The following is a 15536-nucleotide window of genomic DNA, read 5'->3' as shown; positions in this document are numbered from 1 at the left end:
GCCGGGCGGAAGGGTCAACGTCCGCCGTGCTTCGCGTATTCCAGCTTGGCGATGGTGCGGTTGTGGACCTCGTCCGGACCGTCGGCCAGACGCAGGGTGCGAACGCCCGCATAGAGCTCGGCCAGCGGGAAGTCGCCGGACACGCCCGCGCCGCCGAAGGCCTGGATCGCGTCGTCGATGACCTTCAGGGCCATGCGCGGCGCGGCGACCTTGATCTGGGCGATCTCGGACTTGGCGTTCTTGGCGCCGGCCTGATCGATCATCCAGGCGGCCTTGAGCACCGACAGGCGGCACATCTCGATGTTGATGCGGGCCTCGGCGACGCGTTGCTCCCACACCGAGTGCTCGCCGATCTTCTTCCTGAAGGCCGTGCGGCTCAGCAGGCGCTCGACCATGAGGTCCAGGGCCCGCTCGGCGGAGCCGATGGTGCGCATGCAATGGTGTATGCGGCCCGGCCCGAGGCGGCCCTGGGCGATCTCGAACCCGCGGCCCTCGCCGGCGATCAGGTTGGAGGCCGGCACCCGGACGTTGTCCAGAACCACCTCGGCGTGGCCGATCGGGCGCTCGTCATAGCCGAACACCGACAGCATCCGCTCGACGCGGAACCCGGGCGTGTCGGTGGGGACCAGGATCTGGGACTGCTGCTGGTGGGTGGCCGCGCCGGTGTCGGTCTTGCCCATCACGATGGTGATGGCGACGTTCGGGTGCGCCATATTGGTCGACCACCATTTGCGGCCGTTGATGACGTAGTGGTCGCCGTCCCGCTCGATCCGGGTCTCGATATTGGTGGCGTCCGACGAGGCCACGGCCGGCTCGGTCATCAGGAAGGCCGAGCGGATCTCGCCGTCCATCAGCGGCTTCAGCCACTGCGCCTGCTGGGCGGCGTCGCCGTACATGTGCAGGACTTCCATATTGCCGGTGTCCGGGGCGTTGCAGTTGAACACCTCCGCCGTCCACAGATGGCGGCCCATGATCTCGGCCAGCGGCGCGTATTCGAGGTTGGTGAGACCGGCGCCGTGATCGCCCGGCAGGAACATGTTCCACAGCCCGGCTTCCTTCGCCTGGGCCTTCATCTCTTCCATCGCCCTGGGCTGGACGGTGTGATCCGCCTTCACCTCGGCCCAGTATTCCGCCGAACGCGGCAGCACCTTCTCGTCCATGAAGCGCTGCACGCGCTCCTGCCAGTGCAGGGCCTTGTCACTGTGACGGAAATCCATGGGTCGTCCTCCTCGATACGAAAACGGCGCGGCCCTCTTCCGGAGCCGCGCCGCCAACAGTCAGTTCTGCGTCTTCAAGATCAGCGCTTCAGCAGCGGAGCCAGCTTCTGGGCGATCATCATGTCGCCGGCGATCTTCAGCTTGCCCTGCATGAAGGCCATCATCGGATCCAGCTTGCCTTCCGACAGGGCCATGAAGTCGTCCCAGCTGATCGAGACGGTGGCGTCAGCCGGCTTGTCCTCGTTGGTCACCGTGTTCGGCGACGAGGCGCCGTCGATGTAGATCTTGCCGGCGTCGCCCAGGTCGAGCTTCACGGTCTTGCCCAGACCGGAGTTGTCGCCCACGGCGCCGCGGATGTGTTCGGTGACTTGAGCCAGATCGGCCATGACGTCTCTCCCTAGGGACGGTTGAGCTTCCGACGTAGCCCTCGCGGGGGCGGCTGCCAAGATCACGCCGGGTCAAGTTCCCGCCATCGCCTGTGGAGCGGTGGGAAACGGTCTCAGTAGAAGGCGGTGTCCCGATCCAGCGCCGGCCCGGTGACGGGCGGTCCGCCGCGCCCCCTGAAGGCCTGTTCGGCCTGGATGCGATCCAGTCGGGCCTGCCGGGCGCGACGCTCGGCCGCATAGTCGGGGCCCGGCGCGTCAAAGCCGTAGGCGCCGCCGGTCCGCTCCGGCTGGGGCGCCGTCGGGGCGACCGTCGGCCCGTCCATCGGGAGATCGACCCGAACCCGCCGGGGCTCCGGCAGGGGCGGCAGAGGCTCCACCCAGGCCGTCTGGTAATCCGCGTCATAGGCGTCCGCCGGGTCGGAGGGCACCGGGCGGTCGACATGGGTGTAGCCGTCGACCAGGGGCCCCACCTCCATGGTCGTCCCCGGATCCACCACAGGCTCGACCGGCGCGACCACCTCGACCGTCATGCGACTGCCGGCGACGGCGCCCGTCGGATCGCCCCGCATCAGGGCGAGGGACAGTCCGGCCGCCAGGACGACCGTCACCCCCGCGCCGATCATCCAGGGGCGGGCCGGCGACGGCGCGGAACTCGGTGCGGGGGTGGTCATGGCGTCACTCCAGGCTGGCCCGGGAGGAACGACGGCGACCGGCTTTGGTTCGCCCCGCCCCTCAGTCCCGTCCTTGCCGCTTCCGCTCGAGGCGGCGATCCAGCAGGGCTTCGGAGCGATCCGCATAGGCCCGACAGGCCGTGGGGTCCACAAAGGGGTTCGGGGTCCCGCCCTGACGCAGACGCACCATGCGGGTGTCGCCGTCGGACTGTCCGGGGTGGGCGGTCAGCAGGATGTCGCACGGCAGGGTCCGCAACCGGGTCAGCGTCTCGCGGAAGGCGTCCAGCAGGGCGCGGTTGGCCGGGTCGGAAAAGCGATAACCGTCCGCGGCGATCGGGTTCAGGCTGGAGCCGAACACCACCGCCTTGCACGCGTCCGCCTCGCAGGCGCGCCAGCTCCAGCTCATGCTGCCCGGCGTATGTCCCGGCGTCGCCCGGGCCGTGATCGCCACATCGCCCACCTGCAGCACCTCCCCGTCCCGCAGGGCGCGAACCCGCTCCACGGCCGGGAACGGCGCCAGCCAGGCGGCCTGGGGGTCGTCCGCCCCGCTCCGTCCCCGACGCAAGACGGCGGCGGCGGCGGGACTGGCGATCACGGTCGCGCCCGTGTCCCTCGCCAGGGCGGCCAGTCCGCCGGCGTGGTCATAGTGGGGCTCGGTGCTGAGAATGTATTTGACGTCCTCCAGGCGGAAGCCGAGCCGCCGGATGTTGTCCTCGATGGCCGGAACCGCCTGCGGCAGGGCGCCGTCCACCAGCACCAGCCCCTCGCTCGTCGAGATCAGGACGACCGAGAGGCCGCTGAAGCCCACAAACCAGGTATTGCCGTAGATGCGGGTGGGGATTTCAACGCCGAGCCACTGGCGGGCGTGTTCCGGCGCGATGGGCTGCAGCAGGGGATCGTGAGCGGGATCAGGGCGCGCGGCCGGCGGCGCCGCGTCCTGCTGCGGCTCAGCCCGGGCGCAGGCGGCCGTCAGCGCCAGCAGGGCCGCCGCGGCAAGACAGGACATCGGTCTCATAACGCACTCCTCAGGGGGAAGGGACAGCCCGACGATGCGCACTGCGGCGGCCCGGCGCAAACCATCATATCTGGACAAAGCCATGAGCTCAGCTCATGGCTGAACGATGGATCGCGCCCAGCTGCCCCTCAACGCCCTGCGCGCCTTCGAGGCGGCCGCGCGGCATCTGAACTTCACCCGCGCAGCGCTTGAGCTGTGCGTCAGCCAAGGGGCCGTCAGCCATCAGGTCGCCCAGTTGGAGCGGCGGCTGAGCGTCACCCTGTTTCGCCGCCTGCCCCGGGGACTGGCCCTGACGGACGAGGGACAGGCGCTCGTCCCGGTGTTGGCCGACGCCTTCGACCGGGTCGGGGCGACCCTGGATCGCTATGCGGGCGGGCGTCTGCAGGAGGTGCTGACCCTCGGCGTGGTCGGCGCCTTCGCCGGCGGCTGGTTGCTGCCGAGGCTGGAGGCCTTCAATCGCGATCACCCGCACATCGACCTGCGGGTGATGACCAACAACAACCGGGTCGACCTGGCCGGCGAAGGACTGGATCTCGCCATCCGCTACGGCGACGGCGCCTGGCACGGAACCCATGCCGAGGCCATCCTGCCCGCGCCGCTGACGCCGGTGTGCGCGCCCGCCGTCGCGGCCCGCCTCGGCGGCCCCGCCGCCCTGATCGGGGAACGCCTGCTGCGCTCGTACCGGGCGGACGAATGGCCCCGCTGGTTCGAGGCGGCGGGCGCCCCCTGCCCGCCCCTGCGCGGCCCAGTCTTCGACAATTCGGTGGTGATGGCCGCCGCGGCGGCCTCGGGCCTCGGCGTGGCCCTGGTCCCCGCGGCCCTGTTCGGCCGAGAACTGGCGGCCGAGCGACTCGTTCGCCCGTTCGAGACGGAGATCGCGCTGGGCGGCTACTGGCTGACCCGCCTTCACTCCCGCGCGGAAACCGTCGCCATGGCCGCCTTCCGCGACTGGATACGCGCCGAAATCGCAGCCGATCAGCGCTGACCGGGCGCGGCGCCCGGGACGGGCGGACAGCGGACCGGATGTCGGGGAAGGTTCTGGCGGAGACGGAGGGATTCGAACCCTCGGTACCGGTTACCCGGTACGACGATTTAGCAAACCGTTGCCTTCAGCCACTCGGCCACGTCTCCGGCAGGCGGCGTGCTTAGCCGAGCATTTCGGGCGGCGCAACGGGTCAATCGCGGTTGTGCGTTAACGGGACAGTCAGTCCGGTTGTGCAAGATGCCCGGGAACCCCTCGTGCGAGCCCGATGACCGACGCCGCGACCCGCCTTTCCCGTCACGACGCCCCGCCCCGCAAGGCGACGGCGCAGGGCCCGGCCCAGCGGGTCGGCAAGCCCGTGACGCGCACGGACGCCGGCGCGGCCCGCCGCGGCCCCTTCCGCCCCGACGTCTGGCTGAACGCCCGCCAGCGACACGCGTCGCGACTCGCCGCCCACTATTTCCGCGCCTTCGACGTCCTGGCCGTGACCGGCCTGACCCTGCTGTGCGCCGCCTTTGTCGCGCCGGGCGGCCTGATTCACGCCGAGGTGTCGCAGATCGCGCCCTTCGGACTGGGCGCCCTGACCACCCTCGCCCTTCTGCGGTCGCTCGGCCGCTACCGCTTCTCGCGCGGCCAGCGCACGGCGACCCATCTGGCGTCCGTGGCCGGCGTCGCCCTGGTCGGTGCGGCGGCCGCCGCGGCCCTGGCCCTGGTTCTGCGTCCGGGCGACGCGACGCGATGGGACGCCCTGATCCTGTGGGGCGGACTGAACCTGGCCGCCCTGACCGCCCTGCACCTGACCTGGTGCGGCAGGGTCGCCCGCTGGCGCGCCTCGGGCGCCCTGACGCCCAATATCGTGCTGGTCGGCGCCACCCGCCACGCCGAGGCCCTGATTCGTGAAGCCCTGAAACGCCGGGACCTGAACGTTCTGGGCATCTTCGACGACCGGCTGGCGCGCAGTCCGGCCGCGGTGAAGGGCGTACCGGTCCTGGGCGCGTCCGGAGACCTGCTGACCCACAAGATGACGCCCTATGTCGACCGGATCGTCCTGGCGATCGACCCCAGGGCCGAGGCGCGGGTGCGGGAGCTGACCGCCCGCCTGAGCACCCTTCCGAACGAGGTGACCCTGCTGGTCGAGCCCAACGGGGCGCAGGAGATGACGGCGGCGCTGGACCGGCTGGCCGCCGCGCCCCTCGCCGACATCCAGGGCTCGGCCGATCCCGACCGCCGCGCCTTCCACAAGCGGATGCAGGACCTGATCCTGGGCCTCATCGCCCTGATCGCCCTGTCCCCGGTCATGGCGGTGATCGCCCTGGCCATTCGCCTGGACAGCCCCGGTCCGATCTTCTTCCGCCAGCGTCGTCACGGCTTCAACCAGGAAGAGATCGTGGTGTGGAAATTCCGCTCCATGCGTCAGGAGGCCGCCGACGCCACCGCCAGCCGCCAGGTGACGCACAACGACGACCGCGTCACCCGCATCGGCAAATTCATCCGCGCCACCAGCCTGGATGAGCTGCCGCAGCTGCTCAACGTCGTCACCGGCGAGATGTCGCTGGTCGGCCCCCGCCCGCACGCCATCGGCATGAAGACCGGCCATGTCGAGAGCGCCCGTCTGGTCGGCGAATACGCGCATCGTCATCGCATCAAGCCGGGCATGACCGGCTGGGCCGCCGTCAACGGCTCGCGCGGCCCGCTGCACACCGCCCAGGACGTGCGTCGGCGGGTCCAGCTGGACATCGACTACGTGGAGCGCCAGAGCCTGTGGATGGACCTGTGGATCATGGCTGTCACCGTGCCCGTCCTCCTGGGCGACCGCGCCGCCATCCGGTGACCGGCTGACATGTTCTGGAAGGGCGTCTGGGGCTATCTGCCCGCCAACATCGTGCAGGGGGTGGTTGGCTTCCTGACCATCGTCCTGTTCACCCGGCTGCTGACCCCGGACGATTTCGGGCGTTACGCCCTGGCCTTCTCGGTCATGACCCTGGCCCATGTGGCGGTGTTCAGCTGGCTGGAGGCGTCCATGGCCCGCTTCTGGGCCGCCCAGAACGGCGCTTCCCTGGGCGGCCATTTCGCCAGCCTGTACCGCACCGCCTTCGCGCTCGGCGCCGCCTTCCTGGTCGTGATCGCCGTCGGCCTGTGGCTGTGGCCGACCGACGTCCTGTTCAAGACCGCCCTGGCCGTCGGACTGGCGGGCGCCCCCGCCCGATGCCTGATGAAACTGGGTCAGGAGCGCTTCCGGGCGGCGGGAGAGGTCGGCAAGGCGGCGGGATTCGACATGGCGGTCTCGATCGGCGGCCTGCTGATCGGCGTCGGCTTCGCCCTCGCCGGAGCCGGCGGCGCGGCGCCCCTGCTGGGTCTCGGCCTCGCCCCGCTTCTGGCCCTGCCCTTTGTCCTGCCGGGTGAACTGAGGCAGGCGCGCGACGGTCGTTTCGAGCCCGGGCGGATGCGCAGCTACGCCCTGTACGGCTATCCGATCGCCATCTCCCTGGCCCTGACCGTGGTGCTGTCCTCCACCGACCGGTTTCTGCTGGCCGCCTTCATGGATGAGGCCGCGGTCGGCGCCTATCACGCGGGCTATTCCATCGCGAACCGGACGCTGGACGTGCTGTTCCTGTGGCTCGGCTCGGCCGGCCAGCCCGCCCTGGTCATGGCGCTGGAGCGCGGCGGCAAGGACCGGCTGAACGTCGCCGCCCGGGAGCAGCTGTCCACCTTCCTGCTGGTCGGCCTGCCCGCCGCCGCCGGCGTGGCCCTGGTCGCCCGCCCTCTGGCCGAGGTGCTGATCGGCGAGGACCTGCGCGTCGCCGCCGCCTCGATCACGCCGTGGATCGCCCTGTCGGCCCTGCTCTACGGCCTGACGGCCTATTATTTCGGCCAGGCCTTCACCCTTGGCCGCAAGACGAAGCATCTGCTCGCCGCCATGGCCATTCCGGCGGGCGCCAACGTGGTCCTGAACCTGATCCTCGTGCCCCGCTTCGGCGTCATGGGCGCCGCCTGGGCGACCGCCGCCAGCTTCGGCCTGGGCCTGCTGGCCACCATAGCCCTGGGCCGCCGCGTCCTGCCCCTTCCGGTGCCTTGGGAGAGCCTGATCCGCTGCGGGATCGCCACCGCCGTCATGGCGGCGGTCGTGTCTCTCGTCCCCCCGTTGGGCGGCGTCGTGGAGCTCGTTCTGGCCGCGGGCGCGGGGGTGATCGTCTATGCCGCCGTCGCCCTCACCATCAACGCCGCCGGGGTCCGCGACGTGGCCCTGCGCCTGCTGGAGCGCCGTCGCGCCCGAAAGGCCGCCGCATGACCGCCCTCAAGGCCCGGCTCACCGACAACGCCGCCTGGACGACCGCCAGCCCCGCGGTCTCGGTGCTCATTCCCTTCCTGCGGGACGATCCGTCGGACCTGCTGCGTTTGCTGGACCAGGAGGCCGCCACGGTCGACGGGGCGGTCGAGATCGTCGTGCTGGACGACGGCACGGCGGACGCCGAACTGACGGCCCGTCTGGTTCGGCAGGTGAAGGCCATGGCCCTGCCGGTCCGCCTGATCACCCTGCCCGCCAACGAAGGCCGCGCCATCGGCCGCAACCGCCTGGCCTCGACGGCGCGCGGCGGCAGTCTGCTGTTCCTCGACAGCGACATGCGCCCGGACCATTCCCGCTTCCTCGCCGACTGGGCGAAGCTCGTGGCGACGGAGGACCCGGCCGTCGCCTTCGGCGGCTTCTCCCTGCTGCAGGCGCCGACCGACGCCCGGTACCAGGTGCACCGCTCGATGGCCGCCCGCTCGGAATGCGTGCCCTGTGCGGAGCGGGCCAGACAGCCCGAGAAATACGTCTACACCTCCAATCTGCTCGTCCGCCGCGACGTGTTCGACTCCGAGGCGTTCGACCCCGGTTTCACCGGCTGGGGCTGGGAGGACGTTGAATGGGCCATGCGCGTGTCGCGCCGGTTCCGCGTCGTGCACCTCGACAACCCCGCCACCCATATGGGTCTCGACACGGTCGAGGCGCTGGCCCGCAAATATGAGCAGTCCGCGCCGAACTTCGCCCGGATGGTCGAACGCCACCCCGGGATCGTCGCCGCCTATCCCAGCTACAGGGCGGCGAAGCTGCTGAAGACGATCCCCGGCCTGCCCCTGCTGCGCGGGCTGGTCCGCAGGATGGCGGGGACGGACGCCCTGCCGGTCGCCACCCGCGCCTTCTGCCTGCGCCTGTACCGCGCCACCCTCTATGCGGATGCGGTCTGATGGGAGACGTCGCCGTCCTCATCCCGACCCTGCGACGGCCGGACAGCCTGGCCAGGGCCCTGCGCTCGATCTTCGTCCAGGAGGGCGTGGCCGATCGGCTCGCCGCCGTCGTCGTGGTCGACAACGACCCGGCCGCCTCAGCCCGATCAATGATTGATGAACTGCGGTCCGCCAGCCCCTGGCCGCTCCTCTACGTCTCCGAGCCCACACCCGGGGTGGCGCGCGCCCGCAACGCCGGCCTGGCCGCGACCGGCGCCCCCCTGATCGCTTTTCTGGACGACGACGAGGCGGCCTCGCCGGGCTGGCTGGGCGCGCTTCTGGCCGCGCAGGCCCGGACCGGCGCCGACGCCGTTTTCGGTCCAATCACCGGCCGCGCGCCGGACGCCAAGGCCTGGCTTCGGCCGTATCTGGAGCGTTTCTTCGGCCGTGACGGACCCGCCGAAACAGGGCTGATCGCGCACCCGTGGGGGTGCGGCAACTCCCTGCTGGTGCGGGCCACCGCCCTGCCCGGCGCCGCGCCGTTCAGCGCCGCGGCGGACCATACCGGCGGGGAGGACGACATCCTGTTCGCGGCCCTGGAAGCCCGCGGCGGCCGTTTCGGCTGGGCGGCCGAGGCGCGCGTCGAGGAGTTCGCCCCCGCCCATCGCGCCACGCTCGGCTATGCCCTCACCCGCGCCTTCGCCTACGGACAGGGGCCCAGCCAGACCGCCGCAGCGGCGCGGAACTGGCCGGGCGTAGTCCGCTGGATGGTCATCGGCGCCGGACAGGCCGCGATCTTCGGCGCGGCCGCGCTGGCCCTGACCCTGATCCAGAGCCCGAAGCGGGCCGAACTGTACGACCGCACGGCGCGGGGGATCGGGAAGGTCTTCTGGATGAAGGGCTTCGAGCCCCGCTTCTACGGCGCGGCCGAGGTGGCGCGGCTGAACCGGAGCTAGCCTGTCAGGCGACGCAGGAAGGCGGGCGGATTGTAGGTCGAGCGGTTGACCACCACCCCCGCGATCCGGCCGCCCACGGCTTCGATTTCATCGCGCAGGATCAGCGGCTCGTTGGCCGAGGCGCCGCCCGCGGACACCACCAGCACCGTCGCATCGACGAAGGGGGCCAGGGTGATCGCCGCATCGCTGCGATCCGCCGCGGGAGAATCGATGACCACCGTGTCGGCGTGCCGACGCAGGGCGTCCCAGTAGCGGGCGTCCGCCAGAACCTCGGCCCGCTGCCCGGACCGCAGATGCTCGCCGGCGAATCGCGTCCCCCACAGGCGGCCGCCCAGGAACGGGCGGGCGGTGACCAGTCGGGCCGGATGCACCGGCTTGCCCTGCCGGTCGGTCAGGCGCGGCGTGACGGCGAAGAAGATGGAGCCGTCCGGCGTCGCCATGGCGGCCTTGCCGGGGCGGCCGAAGCGCTCGGGCTCGGACGCCATGGCCTCGACCTGCCCCTGCTGGGCCAGATCGGCGTCAACCAGCCAGACGGGACGGCGGGCGCGCACGGCGGCGAGGCGGGCGTACTCGCGCGCCACGGTCGAGACCCCCTCACCCGAATTGGCGCCGGCGATCTGGATCACGCGGCCGCGGTGGCCCGGCGCCGGTCCCAGCGCCGCCCAGAGGGCCGCCATTTCGGACGTCAGATCGACCATCGAATCGTTACGCGCCTGTGCTCGGCCTGAACGCTACCACGGCCGGGCGCGGGCTCATCGTCCCTTCACCGGCGCCACGGCCAGAACCGGCATCTCGAGCGTGCGGCCGGTCGACGCGGGCGTGGCGAAGCCGCGATGGGTGAAGACCCGCAGAAGGCCGACGCACAGGGCGGTGAAGCCGGCGAACAGGAAGACCGCCGCCAGCAGGGGCGCCTTCAGGCTCTTGCCGCGGGTCGGAGCCTCGGCACGGGCGATGACGGTGACATTGTCCGCCCCGGCGGCGACCAGGGCGCTGTCGGCGCGAGCCTCGGTCTCGCGCTGCTGGAACTCGCGCACCTTGGCGGTCAGCACCTCGCGGTTGCCGGCCAGGGTGGCGTTGGTCGATTCCAGCTGGGTCAGGTGCGCCTGTCGCTGGCGCAGGGTGTTCAGCTGGCCTTCGAGGACCGCCAGCCGCGCGGCCAGGGCGTCCCGATCCGCGGCGGCGTTGATCCGCGTGGTCTCGATCTCGGTGAAGATGGTGCTCGGGCCGGTGCGCACCTCGCGCGCGCCGACCGTGGTGCCCGTCGCCACATAGGCCTGCAGCTGGGCGATCCGCTGATCGATGTCACGCACCGGCTGGGCGTCCGGCGTATAGCGGGCCAGCAGGTTCTCGCGCTCGGTGCGCAGCTGCAGGATCTGGTCCTGGGCCGAAACGTTCAGGTCCTGCTGCAGCACAACCTCCGCCGGCTGCTGCGCCAGCTGGGCCTCGAGGGTCCGCAGGCGCTGCGACGCCTGGTTCAGCTGCGCGCGGACCGAAAGGGTTTCGGCGAAGGTCGTCTGATAGGTCGCCGCCAGCGTCGCCTTGGCCGTGGCGAAGTCGCCGATGTCGTTCGACTGCAGGAAGGTCTCATAAGCCGTATCCGCATCGGCCAGCTCGCTCTCGAACGCCTCCCGCTGGGCCGTGAAGGCCGGGCTGGCGCGGTCGCGGAACACATTCCGGCGCTGGATCAGATACTGGTCGACGACCGCGTTCAGGACGCGCGCGGCGCGCTCGCCGTCGCCGGATTCATAGGAGACGGCGATGATCGCGCTGGCCGGGGTGGTGCCGACGCCCAGACCGTTGTCCAGCGCCTTGAGAGCCGCCAGCTCGCGTTCCGTCGCCGTCCCCTTGGCGTCCGGCCCGAGGATGACGTCCGGCCCCAGGGCCTGCACCGTCCGGCGCTTGACCTCCAGGCTGCCGAGGATCTGGGCTTCCGCCTGCGCCACCGCCGAGGCCTCCAGCGGCTGGGCGGTCCGGTCGGTGACGCCGACGCGCGGCTGATAGACATACTCCTGCCCGGCGCCCGCATAGACGCTGGAGGTGGCGGTGTAGGTCTTCTTGAGCGTCAGCACCGCCAGCGTGCCGATGGCGAACACGGCCAGAAAGATCACGATCATCAGCAACAGCTCGCGGAACAGCAGGCCGACAATGTCAGCGAAGCCGTAGCGCGGCCGGACTGTCGTGTAGGCCGTCGTACGCATGCGAACGGAGTGATTCCATCAAACGGGACTGTTGGACGTCAGCCTTCGCCCACCGGCGTTAACCATGGGTTACCCATAAGCCCTCACCTTGCCGCCAACGCCGCTTTCGGGAGCGATTCCGCCATGTCCATCGACCGTCGCCTGATGCTGCTCGGCCTTCTCGGCGGCGCGGGCGCCCTGACGGCCTGCGGCGGAGGCTCGGGCGCGGCTCCCCTGCCCCGTCAGACCGTGCGGGATCCGAATCGGGTGCAGTCGGTGGGCCGCCGCTCCTTCCCGGAGATCGGCTTCGCGGACTGGTCGGACGACGAGCCGGAATACGTCCTCTATCCCGGCGACGAGATCGAGATCGCCACGCCCACCGCGACCGAGCTCACCCGCACCCAGCGCATCGGACCGGACGGCCGGGTGTCCCTGCCGCTGGTCGGCCAGCTGATGGCGGCGGATCGCACCATCGCCGAACTGGAGGCCGACGCCTCCGCGGCCTACGCCAGCCAGCTGCGCCGTCCGATGGTCGAGGTGACGCTGAAAACCGCCGGACCGATCCGCGTCTGGGTCGGCGGCGAGGTCCGCACCCCGGGCATGATCGAGATGAACGGCGATCTGGACGCCTATCAGGCCATCATCCAGGCGGGCGATTTCCTGCCGACGGCCAAACAGGGCGAGGTCGCGCTGATCCGCCGGGGTCGCGGCGGCGTCCGCATGATGCGCGCCGCCGATCTCCGCCCCCGTCGCGGAGAGGTCATCGCCCTGCGCCGCGGCGACATCATCTTCGTGCCGCGCTCAACCCTGGGTGAAGTCGCCAACTTCGTCACCCAGTTCCGCAACGCCCTGCCGGTCGGCTTCACCTACGCGCTGGGCGGGCAGTATCAGAGCTTCTAGGGGCGACGGGGCGACGGGGCGACGGAACTCAAGCTCCTGAAAGTTGTACGGCGAAGTGATTAGTGGTTAGTGGCTGGTGGATCGCAGCCGCAACCCTTCGCACTCATGTCCCAAGGCATAGCCAGCTATCGCGACCTGAAGGTCTGGCGGCAGGCCATGTCCTGGACAGAAGCTGTTTATGAGGCCACCGCGCATTGGCCTCGCGATGAGCGCTTCGGACTGATCAGCCAGGTGAGGCGAGCGGCGGTCTCTGTGGCGTCCAATATCGCCGAAGGATCAGCAAGACGGAGCACGGGGGAATTCATTCAGTTTGTCGGCGTCGCGAGAGGATCACTCGCCGAAGCCGAAACCCAACTCCTGCTGGCGGAGCGGCTATCCTATCTGCCCGCGACCGACGCGCGGATGCTTTTGCTTGCGTCATCCGACATCAGCCGCATGCTGGTGGCGCTTTCTGCGTCGCTGAGCCGGCGCACAGACGCCTGCCCCAGCCATCCACCAACCACTATCCACTCACCACTGGTGATCCCCGGCGGTCAGTCGTAGCGAGCACCTTCAGGCCGCGAATTTCACCACGCCGGCGTCGATGTAGCGGCGGGCCGCCTTCTGGGCTTCGGAAATCTCTTCCCGCTCCATCTCCTGGCTCATCTCGCGGCGATAGACGCGCGCTTCGATGCTGCCCTTCATGGCGGCGAGGTTGAAGATCATATGGGCCGAGACGCGGTCCATCGGGCATCCGTTCTGGCCCGTGGAGTACATCATGCCCAGACGGAACAGGTCGTCCCCGCTCATGTCCGCGGTCGGCAACGGCAGAGCCGCATCCTCGACCATCATTTCCGGCGCCGTTTCTTGCGCGATCATCACCGTGTCTCCGGTTCAAAGGACCGTTCTGGCCCCGTCCTGTGACCCGAGTGAAATACCCGCGGTTTGAATACAGAGTTAACAGCAAAGGGGTCCGAAGGCCTTTTCGGCGAAATCGGACCCACTTTCTTCACCCCGTAAAGACCTCTGAAATCTCTCGATAATCCCTGATTCAGAGGCCCTAACGAGTCGTCACCGGAACCCTTACACAGGGTTACCGCGCGCGCTGCCCGAACAGCACCTTCCGCGCCGCCTCGGCGGCCTTCCCGGACGCCGCCAGGTTCCGGCGCAGTTCGTCGCCCAGCGCCCGCCCCCGCTGCACCGCCGGCCGTTCGCCCACCCGCGCCAGCCAGGCCTTCAGGTTCGGGAAGTCGTCGATGTTCTGCCCCTGCAGTTCCGGCAGGATCCACGGCCAGGCGGCCATGTCGGCGATGGAATAGTCGCCCGCCAGATAGTCCCGATCCGTCAGCCGCCGGTCCAGGACGCCGTAAAGACGATGGGTCTCGTCCGTATAGCGACGGACGCCGTAGGCGATCTGGCGCTGATCGCGGATCAGGGCCGGAGCGTACTGGCGGAAATGGTGGGTCTGTCCGGCCATCGGCCCCAGACCGCCGACCTGCCAGAACAGCCACTGGTCCACCTCGGCCTTGCCGCGCAGGTCGTGCGGATAGAATTTGCCCGACTTGGCGCCGAGATACTGAAGGATCGCGCCGGATTCGAAAATCGACAGCGGAAGGCCGTCCGGACCGTCGGGATCGACGATGGCCGGCATCCGCCCGTTCGGGCTGATCCGCTGGAAGGCCGGCTCGAACTGTTCGCCGACGCCGATGTTCACCGGCTTGAGCTCATAGGGCAGCCCCATCTCCTCCAGGGCGATGGACACCTTCCAGCCGTTCGGTGTGGGCCAGTACCAGAGTTCGATCGGGCGGACGGTCATGACGGCTCCTGTGTCGGTTACGGTCGAGGTGGGCGCCCGGCCTCGCGCGCGCAACGCCGAACCTGACAGGAATGTTCAGAAGCAGTTCATGCGGGGAGCGCGACCTTCGCCGCAACGGACCGGCTCATCGCGGGTCCCGCATGGAGACCGAAGATGAACCGTTTCACCAAGGCTGCGATCCTCGGACTGGCGCTGGCCACCACCGCCGCCCCCCTCGCCGCCCAGGCCCAGAGCCGCGGCGACCGCCAGGAGCGTCGTGACGACCGCCGCGATTACCGGAGCGACCGGCGCGATGATCGGCGGGACTACCGCGACGACCGCCGGGACGACCGTCGCGACTATCGCAGCGACCGGCGCGACGACCGCCGGGACTACCGCGACGACCGCAGGGACGATCGGCGGGACTATCGCAATGATCGCCGCTGGGATCGCAACAATCGCGACTGGTGGCGTGGCCGGGACGATTTCCGCGACTACCGCGGGGCCCGGTATAATCAATGGTACGCCCCCGGCTACGGCTACTACCGGGTCGAACCCCGCTACTACGGCTATCGCTGGCAGCGCGGCGGCTACCTGCCGTCGGCCTACCGCGGCTACTACGTCCGCGATCCGTACGTCTACGGCCTGCGCCCGGCTCCCTACGGCTACCGCTATGTCTATGCCGGCAACGACATTGTCATGATCGCGGTCGCCACCGGCCTGATCGCCAGCGTCCTGTCCAACGTCTTCTGACCGGACGCTTCCGCCTTGATGAAGGCCCCGCGGACCTCTCCGCGGGGCCTTTTTCCATGGCAAGGTCCTCATCTGAAGACGCTGTTCGTTCAGTCGCCGTTCAGCTGGAAAACGCGACCCTTGGGACAAGCCGCCTGAAAGAGGCGTGCGGAGAACACACGAGAATGAAACGCTCACTATTGGTCGCCGTCGCCATAACCGCCCTGACGGCCCCGCTGGTCACGCCGATGATCGCCGCCGCCCAGGACGGTCCCGGCCGACGGGGCAGCGCCCGCCACGATGACGGCGAGGGCTCCCGCGAATCCCGCGGCGACTCCGCGCCGACCCTCCGGCAGGACCGTCCCGCGCCCTCGCAACGCGAGGACCGCCCCGCCCGTCCCGAGCGCCCCCAACAGCCGCGCCCGGATCGCCCGCAGCAGCCTGACCGCCCGGAACAGCCGCGCGGGGAACGGCCGCAACGCCCCGATCAGCCGCGCTCGCCCGGCGCGGACCGGCCACA

General features: G+C 70.1%; 16 protein-coding genes, 1 tRNA gene and 1 pseudogene. 9 read left to right on the top strand and 9 right to left on the bottom strand.

The window, feature by feature from the left end; translation table 11 throughout:
• Positions 1-14: 14 nt before the first annotated feature.
• The 4 genes from ACLQ7T_RS00090 to bla form a co-directional block, all read right to left on the bottom strand.
• Positions 15-1217 (bottom strand): acyl-CoA dehydrogenase family protein, encoded by a 1203-nt coding sequence (locus ACLQ7T_RS00090; protein ID WP_420477569.1) that lies wholly within the window; start codon positions 1215-1217, stop codon positions 15-17.
• An 80-nt stretch (positions 1218-1297) separates the two neighbouring features.
• Positions 1298-1603 carry an SCP2 sterol-binding domain-containing protein gene (locus ACLQ7T_RS00085; RefSeq protein ID WP_420470026.1) on the bottom strand — a complete coding sequence of 102 codons (306 nt, stop codon included), beginning with the start codon at positions 1601-1603 and terminating at the stop codon, positions 1298-1300.
• A 113-nt stretch (positions 1604-1716) separates the two neighbouring features.
• Complete coding sequence (locus tag ACLQ7T_RS00080) at positions 1717-2274, bottom strand: hypothetical protein (RefSeq protein ID WP_420477568.1); 558 nt, start codon at positions 2272-2274, stop codon at positions 1717-1719.
• A gap of 61 nt (positions 2275-2335) precedes the next feature.
• Positions 2336-3280: a subclass B3 metallo-beta-lactamase gene (gene bla / locus ACLQ7T_RS00075; protein ID WP_420477567.1), complete on the bottom strand. Its 945-nt coding sequence runs from the start codon at positions 3278-3280 to the stop codon at positions 2336-2338.
• 115 nt (positions 3281-3395) lie between these two features.
• Between bla and ACLQ7T_RS00070 the strand changes: the two genes are divergently transcribed.
• A complete protein-coding gene (locus ACLQ7T_RS00070; RefSeq protein WP_420477566.1) occupies positions 3396-4274 on the top strand; it encodes a LysR substrate-binding domain-containing protein in 879 nt (292 codons plus the stop codon).
• 54 nt (positions 4275-4328) lie between these two features.
• Here the strand turns inward: ACLQ7T_RS00070 and ACLQ7T_RS00065 are convergent.
• Positions 4329-4420, bottom strand: a tRNA-Ser gene (locus ACLQ7T_RS00065).
• A gap of 119 nt (positions 4421-4539) precedes the next feature.
• Between ACLQ7T_RS00065 and ACLQ7T_RS00060 the strand changes: the two genes are divergently transcribed.
• The 4 genes from ACLQ7T_RS00060 to ACLQ7T_RS00045 are packed head-to-tail and all read left to right on the top strand — an operon-like array spanning position 4540 to position 9433.
• Complete coding sequence (locus ACLQ7T_RS00060) at positions 4540-6102, top strand: exopolysaccharide biosynthesis polyprenyl glycosylphosphotransferase (RefSeq protein WP_420477565.1); 1563 nt, start codon at positions 4540-4542, stop codon at positions 6100-6102.
• Between the two features lie 9 nt (positions 6103-6111).
• On the top strand, positions 6112-7560 hold the full coding sequence (locus ACLQ7T_RS00055; protein WP_420477564.1) for a lipopolysaccharide biosynthesis protein: 1449 nt from the start codon (positions 6112-6114) through the stop codon (positions 7558-7560).
• Complete coding sequence (locus ACLQ7T_RS00050; protein ID WP_420477563.1) at positions 7557-8498, top strand: glycosyltransferase family 2 protein; 942 nt, start codon at positions 7557-7559, stop codon at positions 8496-8498. Before ACLQ7T_RS00055 ends, ACLQ7T_RS00050 begins: the two co-directional genes overlap by 4 nt.
• Positions 8498-9433 (top strand): glycosyltransferase, encoded by a 936-nt coding sequence (locus ACLQ7T_RS00045; protein ID WP_420477562.1) that lies wholly within the window; start codon positions 8498-8500, stop codon positions 9431-9433. The genes ACLQ7T_RS00050 and ACLQ7T_RS00045 overlap by 1 nt, the downstream gene beginning before the upstream one ends.
• Here the strand turns inward: ACLQ7T_RS00045 and ACLQ7T_RS00040 are convergent.
• The gene (locus ACLQ7T_RS00040) at positions 9430-10131 is read right to left on the bottom strand and encodes a P-loop NTPase family protein (RefSeq protein ID WP_420470034.1); all 702 of its coding nucleotides are present in this window, start codon (positions 10129-10131) and stop codon (positions 9430-9432) included. The genes ACLQ7T_RS00045 and ACLQ7T_RS00040 overlap by 4 nt on opposite strands.
• Positions 10132-10185: 54 nt before the next feature.
• Entirely contained in the window at positions 10186-11631 is a 1446-nt protein-coding gene (locus tag ACLQ7T_RS00035) for a GumC family protein (protein WP_420477561.1), read from the bottom strand.
• A 123-nt stretch (positions 11632-11754) separates the two neighbouring features.
• Between ACLQ7T_RS00035 and ACLQ7T_RS00030 the strand changes: the two genes are divergently transcribed.
• Together ACLQ7T_RS00030 and ACLQ7T_RS00025 are read left to right on the top strand one after the other, a co-directional pair.
• The gene (locus ACLQ7T_RS00030) at positions 11755-12510 is read left to right on the top strand and encodes a polysaccharide biosynthesis/export family protein (protein WP_420477560.1); all 756 of its coding nucleotides are present in this window, start codon (positions 11755-11757) and stop codon (positions 12508-12510) included.
• Between the two features lie 105 nt (positions 12511-12615).
• Entirely contained in the window at positions 12616-13053 is a 438-nt protein-coding gene (locus ACLQ7T_RS00025) for a four helix bundle protein (protein ID WP_420477559.1), read from the top strand.
• A gap of 9 nt (positions 13054-13062) precedes the next feature.
• On the opposite strand, the gene ACLQ7T_RS00020 is transcribed toward ACLQ7T_RS00025, so the two are convergent.
• A complete protein-coding gene (locus ACLQ7T_RS00020; RefSeq protein WP_420477558.1) occupies positions 13063-13368 on the bottom strand; it encodes a sel1 repeat family protein in 306 nt (101 codons plus the stop codon).
• Between the two features lie 214 nt (positions 13369-13582).
• On the bottom strand, positions 13583-14305 hold the full coding sequence (locus tag ACLQ7T_RS00015; RefSeq protein ID WP_420477557.1) for a glutathione S-transferase family protein: 723 nt from the start codon (positions 14303-14305) through the stop codon (positions 13583-13585).
• A gap of 153 nt (positions 14306-14458) precedes the next feature.
• Here ACLQ7T_RS00015 and ACLQ7T_RS00010 point away from each other — a divergent pair, with 153 nt between their 5' ends.
• Both ACLQ7T_RS00010 and ACLQ7T_RS00005 read left to right on the top strand, forming a co-directional pair.
• Complete coding sequence (locus ACLQ7T_RS00010) at positions 14459-15037, top strand: RcnB family protein (RefSeq protein WP_420477556.1); 579 nt, start codon at positions 14459-14461, stop codon at positions 15035-15037.
• Positions 15038-15201: 164 nt separating this feature from the next.
• Positions 15202-15536, top strand: a pseudogene (locus ACLQ7T_RS00005) (hypothetical protein); the annotation flags it as partial.

The sequence above is a fragment of the Brevundimonas sediminis genome (assembly GCF_048799765.1).
GTDB lineage: Bacteria > Pseudomonadota > Alphaproteobacteria > Caulobacterales > Caulobacteraceae > Brevundimonas.
This window is presented reverse-complemented; position numbering and strand designations above follow the sequence as displayed.

Excerpts from the sequence above, each read along its gene's own strand:
- ACLQ7T_RS00090 (WP_420477569.1), bottom strand. The coding sequence starts at position 1,217 with ATGGATTTCCGTCACAGTGACAAGGCCCTGCACTGGCAGGAGCGCGTG.
- ACLQ7T_RS00085 (WP_420470026.1), bottom strand. The coding sequence starts at position 1,603 with ATGGCCGATCTGGCTCAAGTCACCGAACACATCCGCGGCGCCGTGGGC.
- ACLQ7T_RS00080 (WP_420477568.1), bottom strand. The coding sequence starts at position 2,274 with ATGACCACCCCCGCACCGAGTTCCGCGCCGTCGCCGGCCCGCCCCTGG.
- bla (WP_420477567.1), bottom strand. The coding sequence starts at position 3,280 with ATGTCCTGTCTTGCCGCGGCGGCCCTGCTGGCGCTGACGGCCGCCTGC.
- ACLQ7T_RS00070 (WP_420477566.1), top strand. The coding sequence starts at position 3,396 with ATGGATCGCGCCCAGCTGCCCCTCAACGCCCTGCGCGCCTTCGAGGCG.
- ACLQ7T_RS00060 (WP_420477565.1), top strand. The coding sequence starts at position 4,540 with ATGACCGACGCCGCGACCCGCCTTTCCCGTCACGACGCCCCGCCCCGC.
- ACLQ7T_RS00055 (WP_420477564.1), top strand. The coding sequence starts at position 6,112 with ATGTTCTGGAAGGGCGTCTGGGGCTATCTGCCCGCCAACATCGTGCAG.
- ACLQ7T_RS00050 (WP_420477563.1), top strand. The coding sequence starts at position 7,557 with ATGACCGCCCTCAAGGCCCGGCTCACCGACAACGCCGCCTGGACGACC.
- ACLQ7T_RS00045 (WP_420477562.1), top strand. The coding sequence starts at position 8,498 with ATGGGAGACGTCGCCGTCCTCATCCCGACCCTGCGACGGCCGGACAGC.
- ACLQ7T_RS00040 (WP_420470034.1), bottom strand. The coding sequence starts at position 10,131 with ATGGTCGATCTGACGTCCGAAATGGCGGCCCTCTGGGCGGCGCTGGGA.
- ACLQ7T_RS00035 (WP_420477561.1), bottom strand. The coding sequence starts at position 11,631 with ATGCGTACGACGGCCTACACGACAGTCCGGCCGCGCTACGGCTTCGCT.
- ACLQ7T_RS00030 (WP_420477560.1), top strand. The coding sequence starts at position 11,755 with ATGTCCATCGACCGTCGCCTGATGCTGCTCGGCCTTCTCGGCGGCGCG.
- ACLQ7T_RS00025 (WP_420477559.1), top strand. The coding sequence starts at position 12,616 with ATGTCCCAAGGCATAGCCAGCTATCGCGACCTGAAGGTCTGGCGGCAG.
- ACLQ7T_RS00020 (WP_420477558.1), bottom strand. The coding sequence starts at position 13,368 with ATGATCGCGCAAGAAACGGCGCCGGAAATGATGGTCGAGGATGCGGCT.
- ACLQ7T_RS00015 (WP_420477557.1), bottom strand. The coding sequence starts at position 14,305 with ATGACCGTCCGCCCGATCGAACTCTGGTACTGGCCCACACCGAACGGC.
- ACLQ7T_RS00010 (WP_420477556.1), top strand. The coding sequence starts at position 14,459 with ATGAACCGTTTCACCAAGGCTGCGATCCTCGGACTGGCGCTGGCCACC.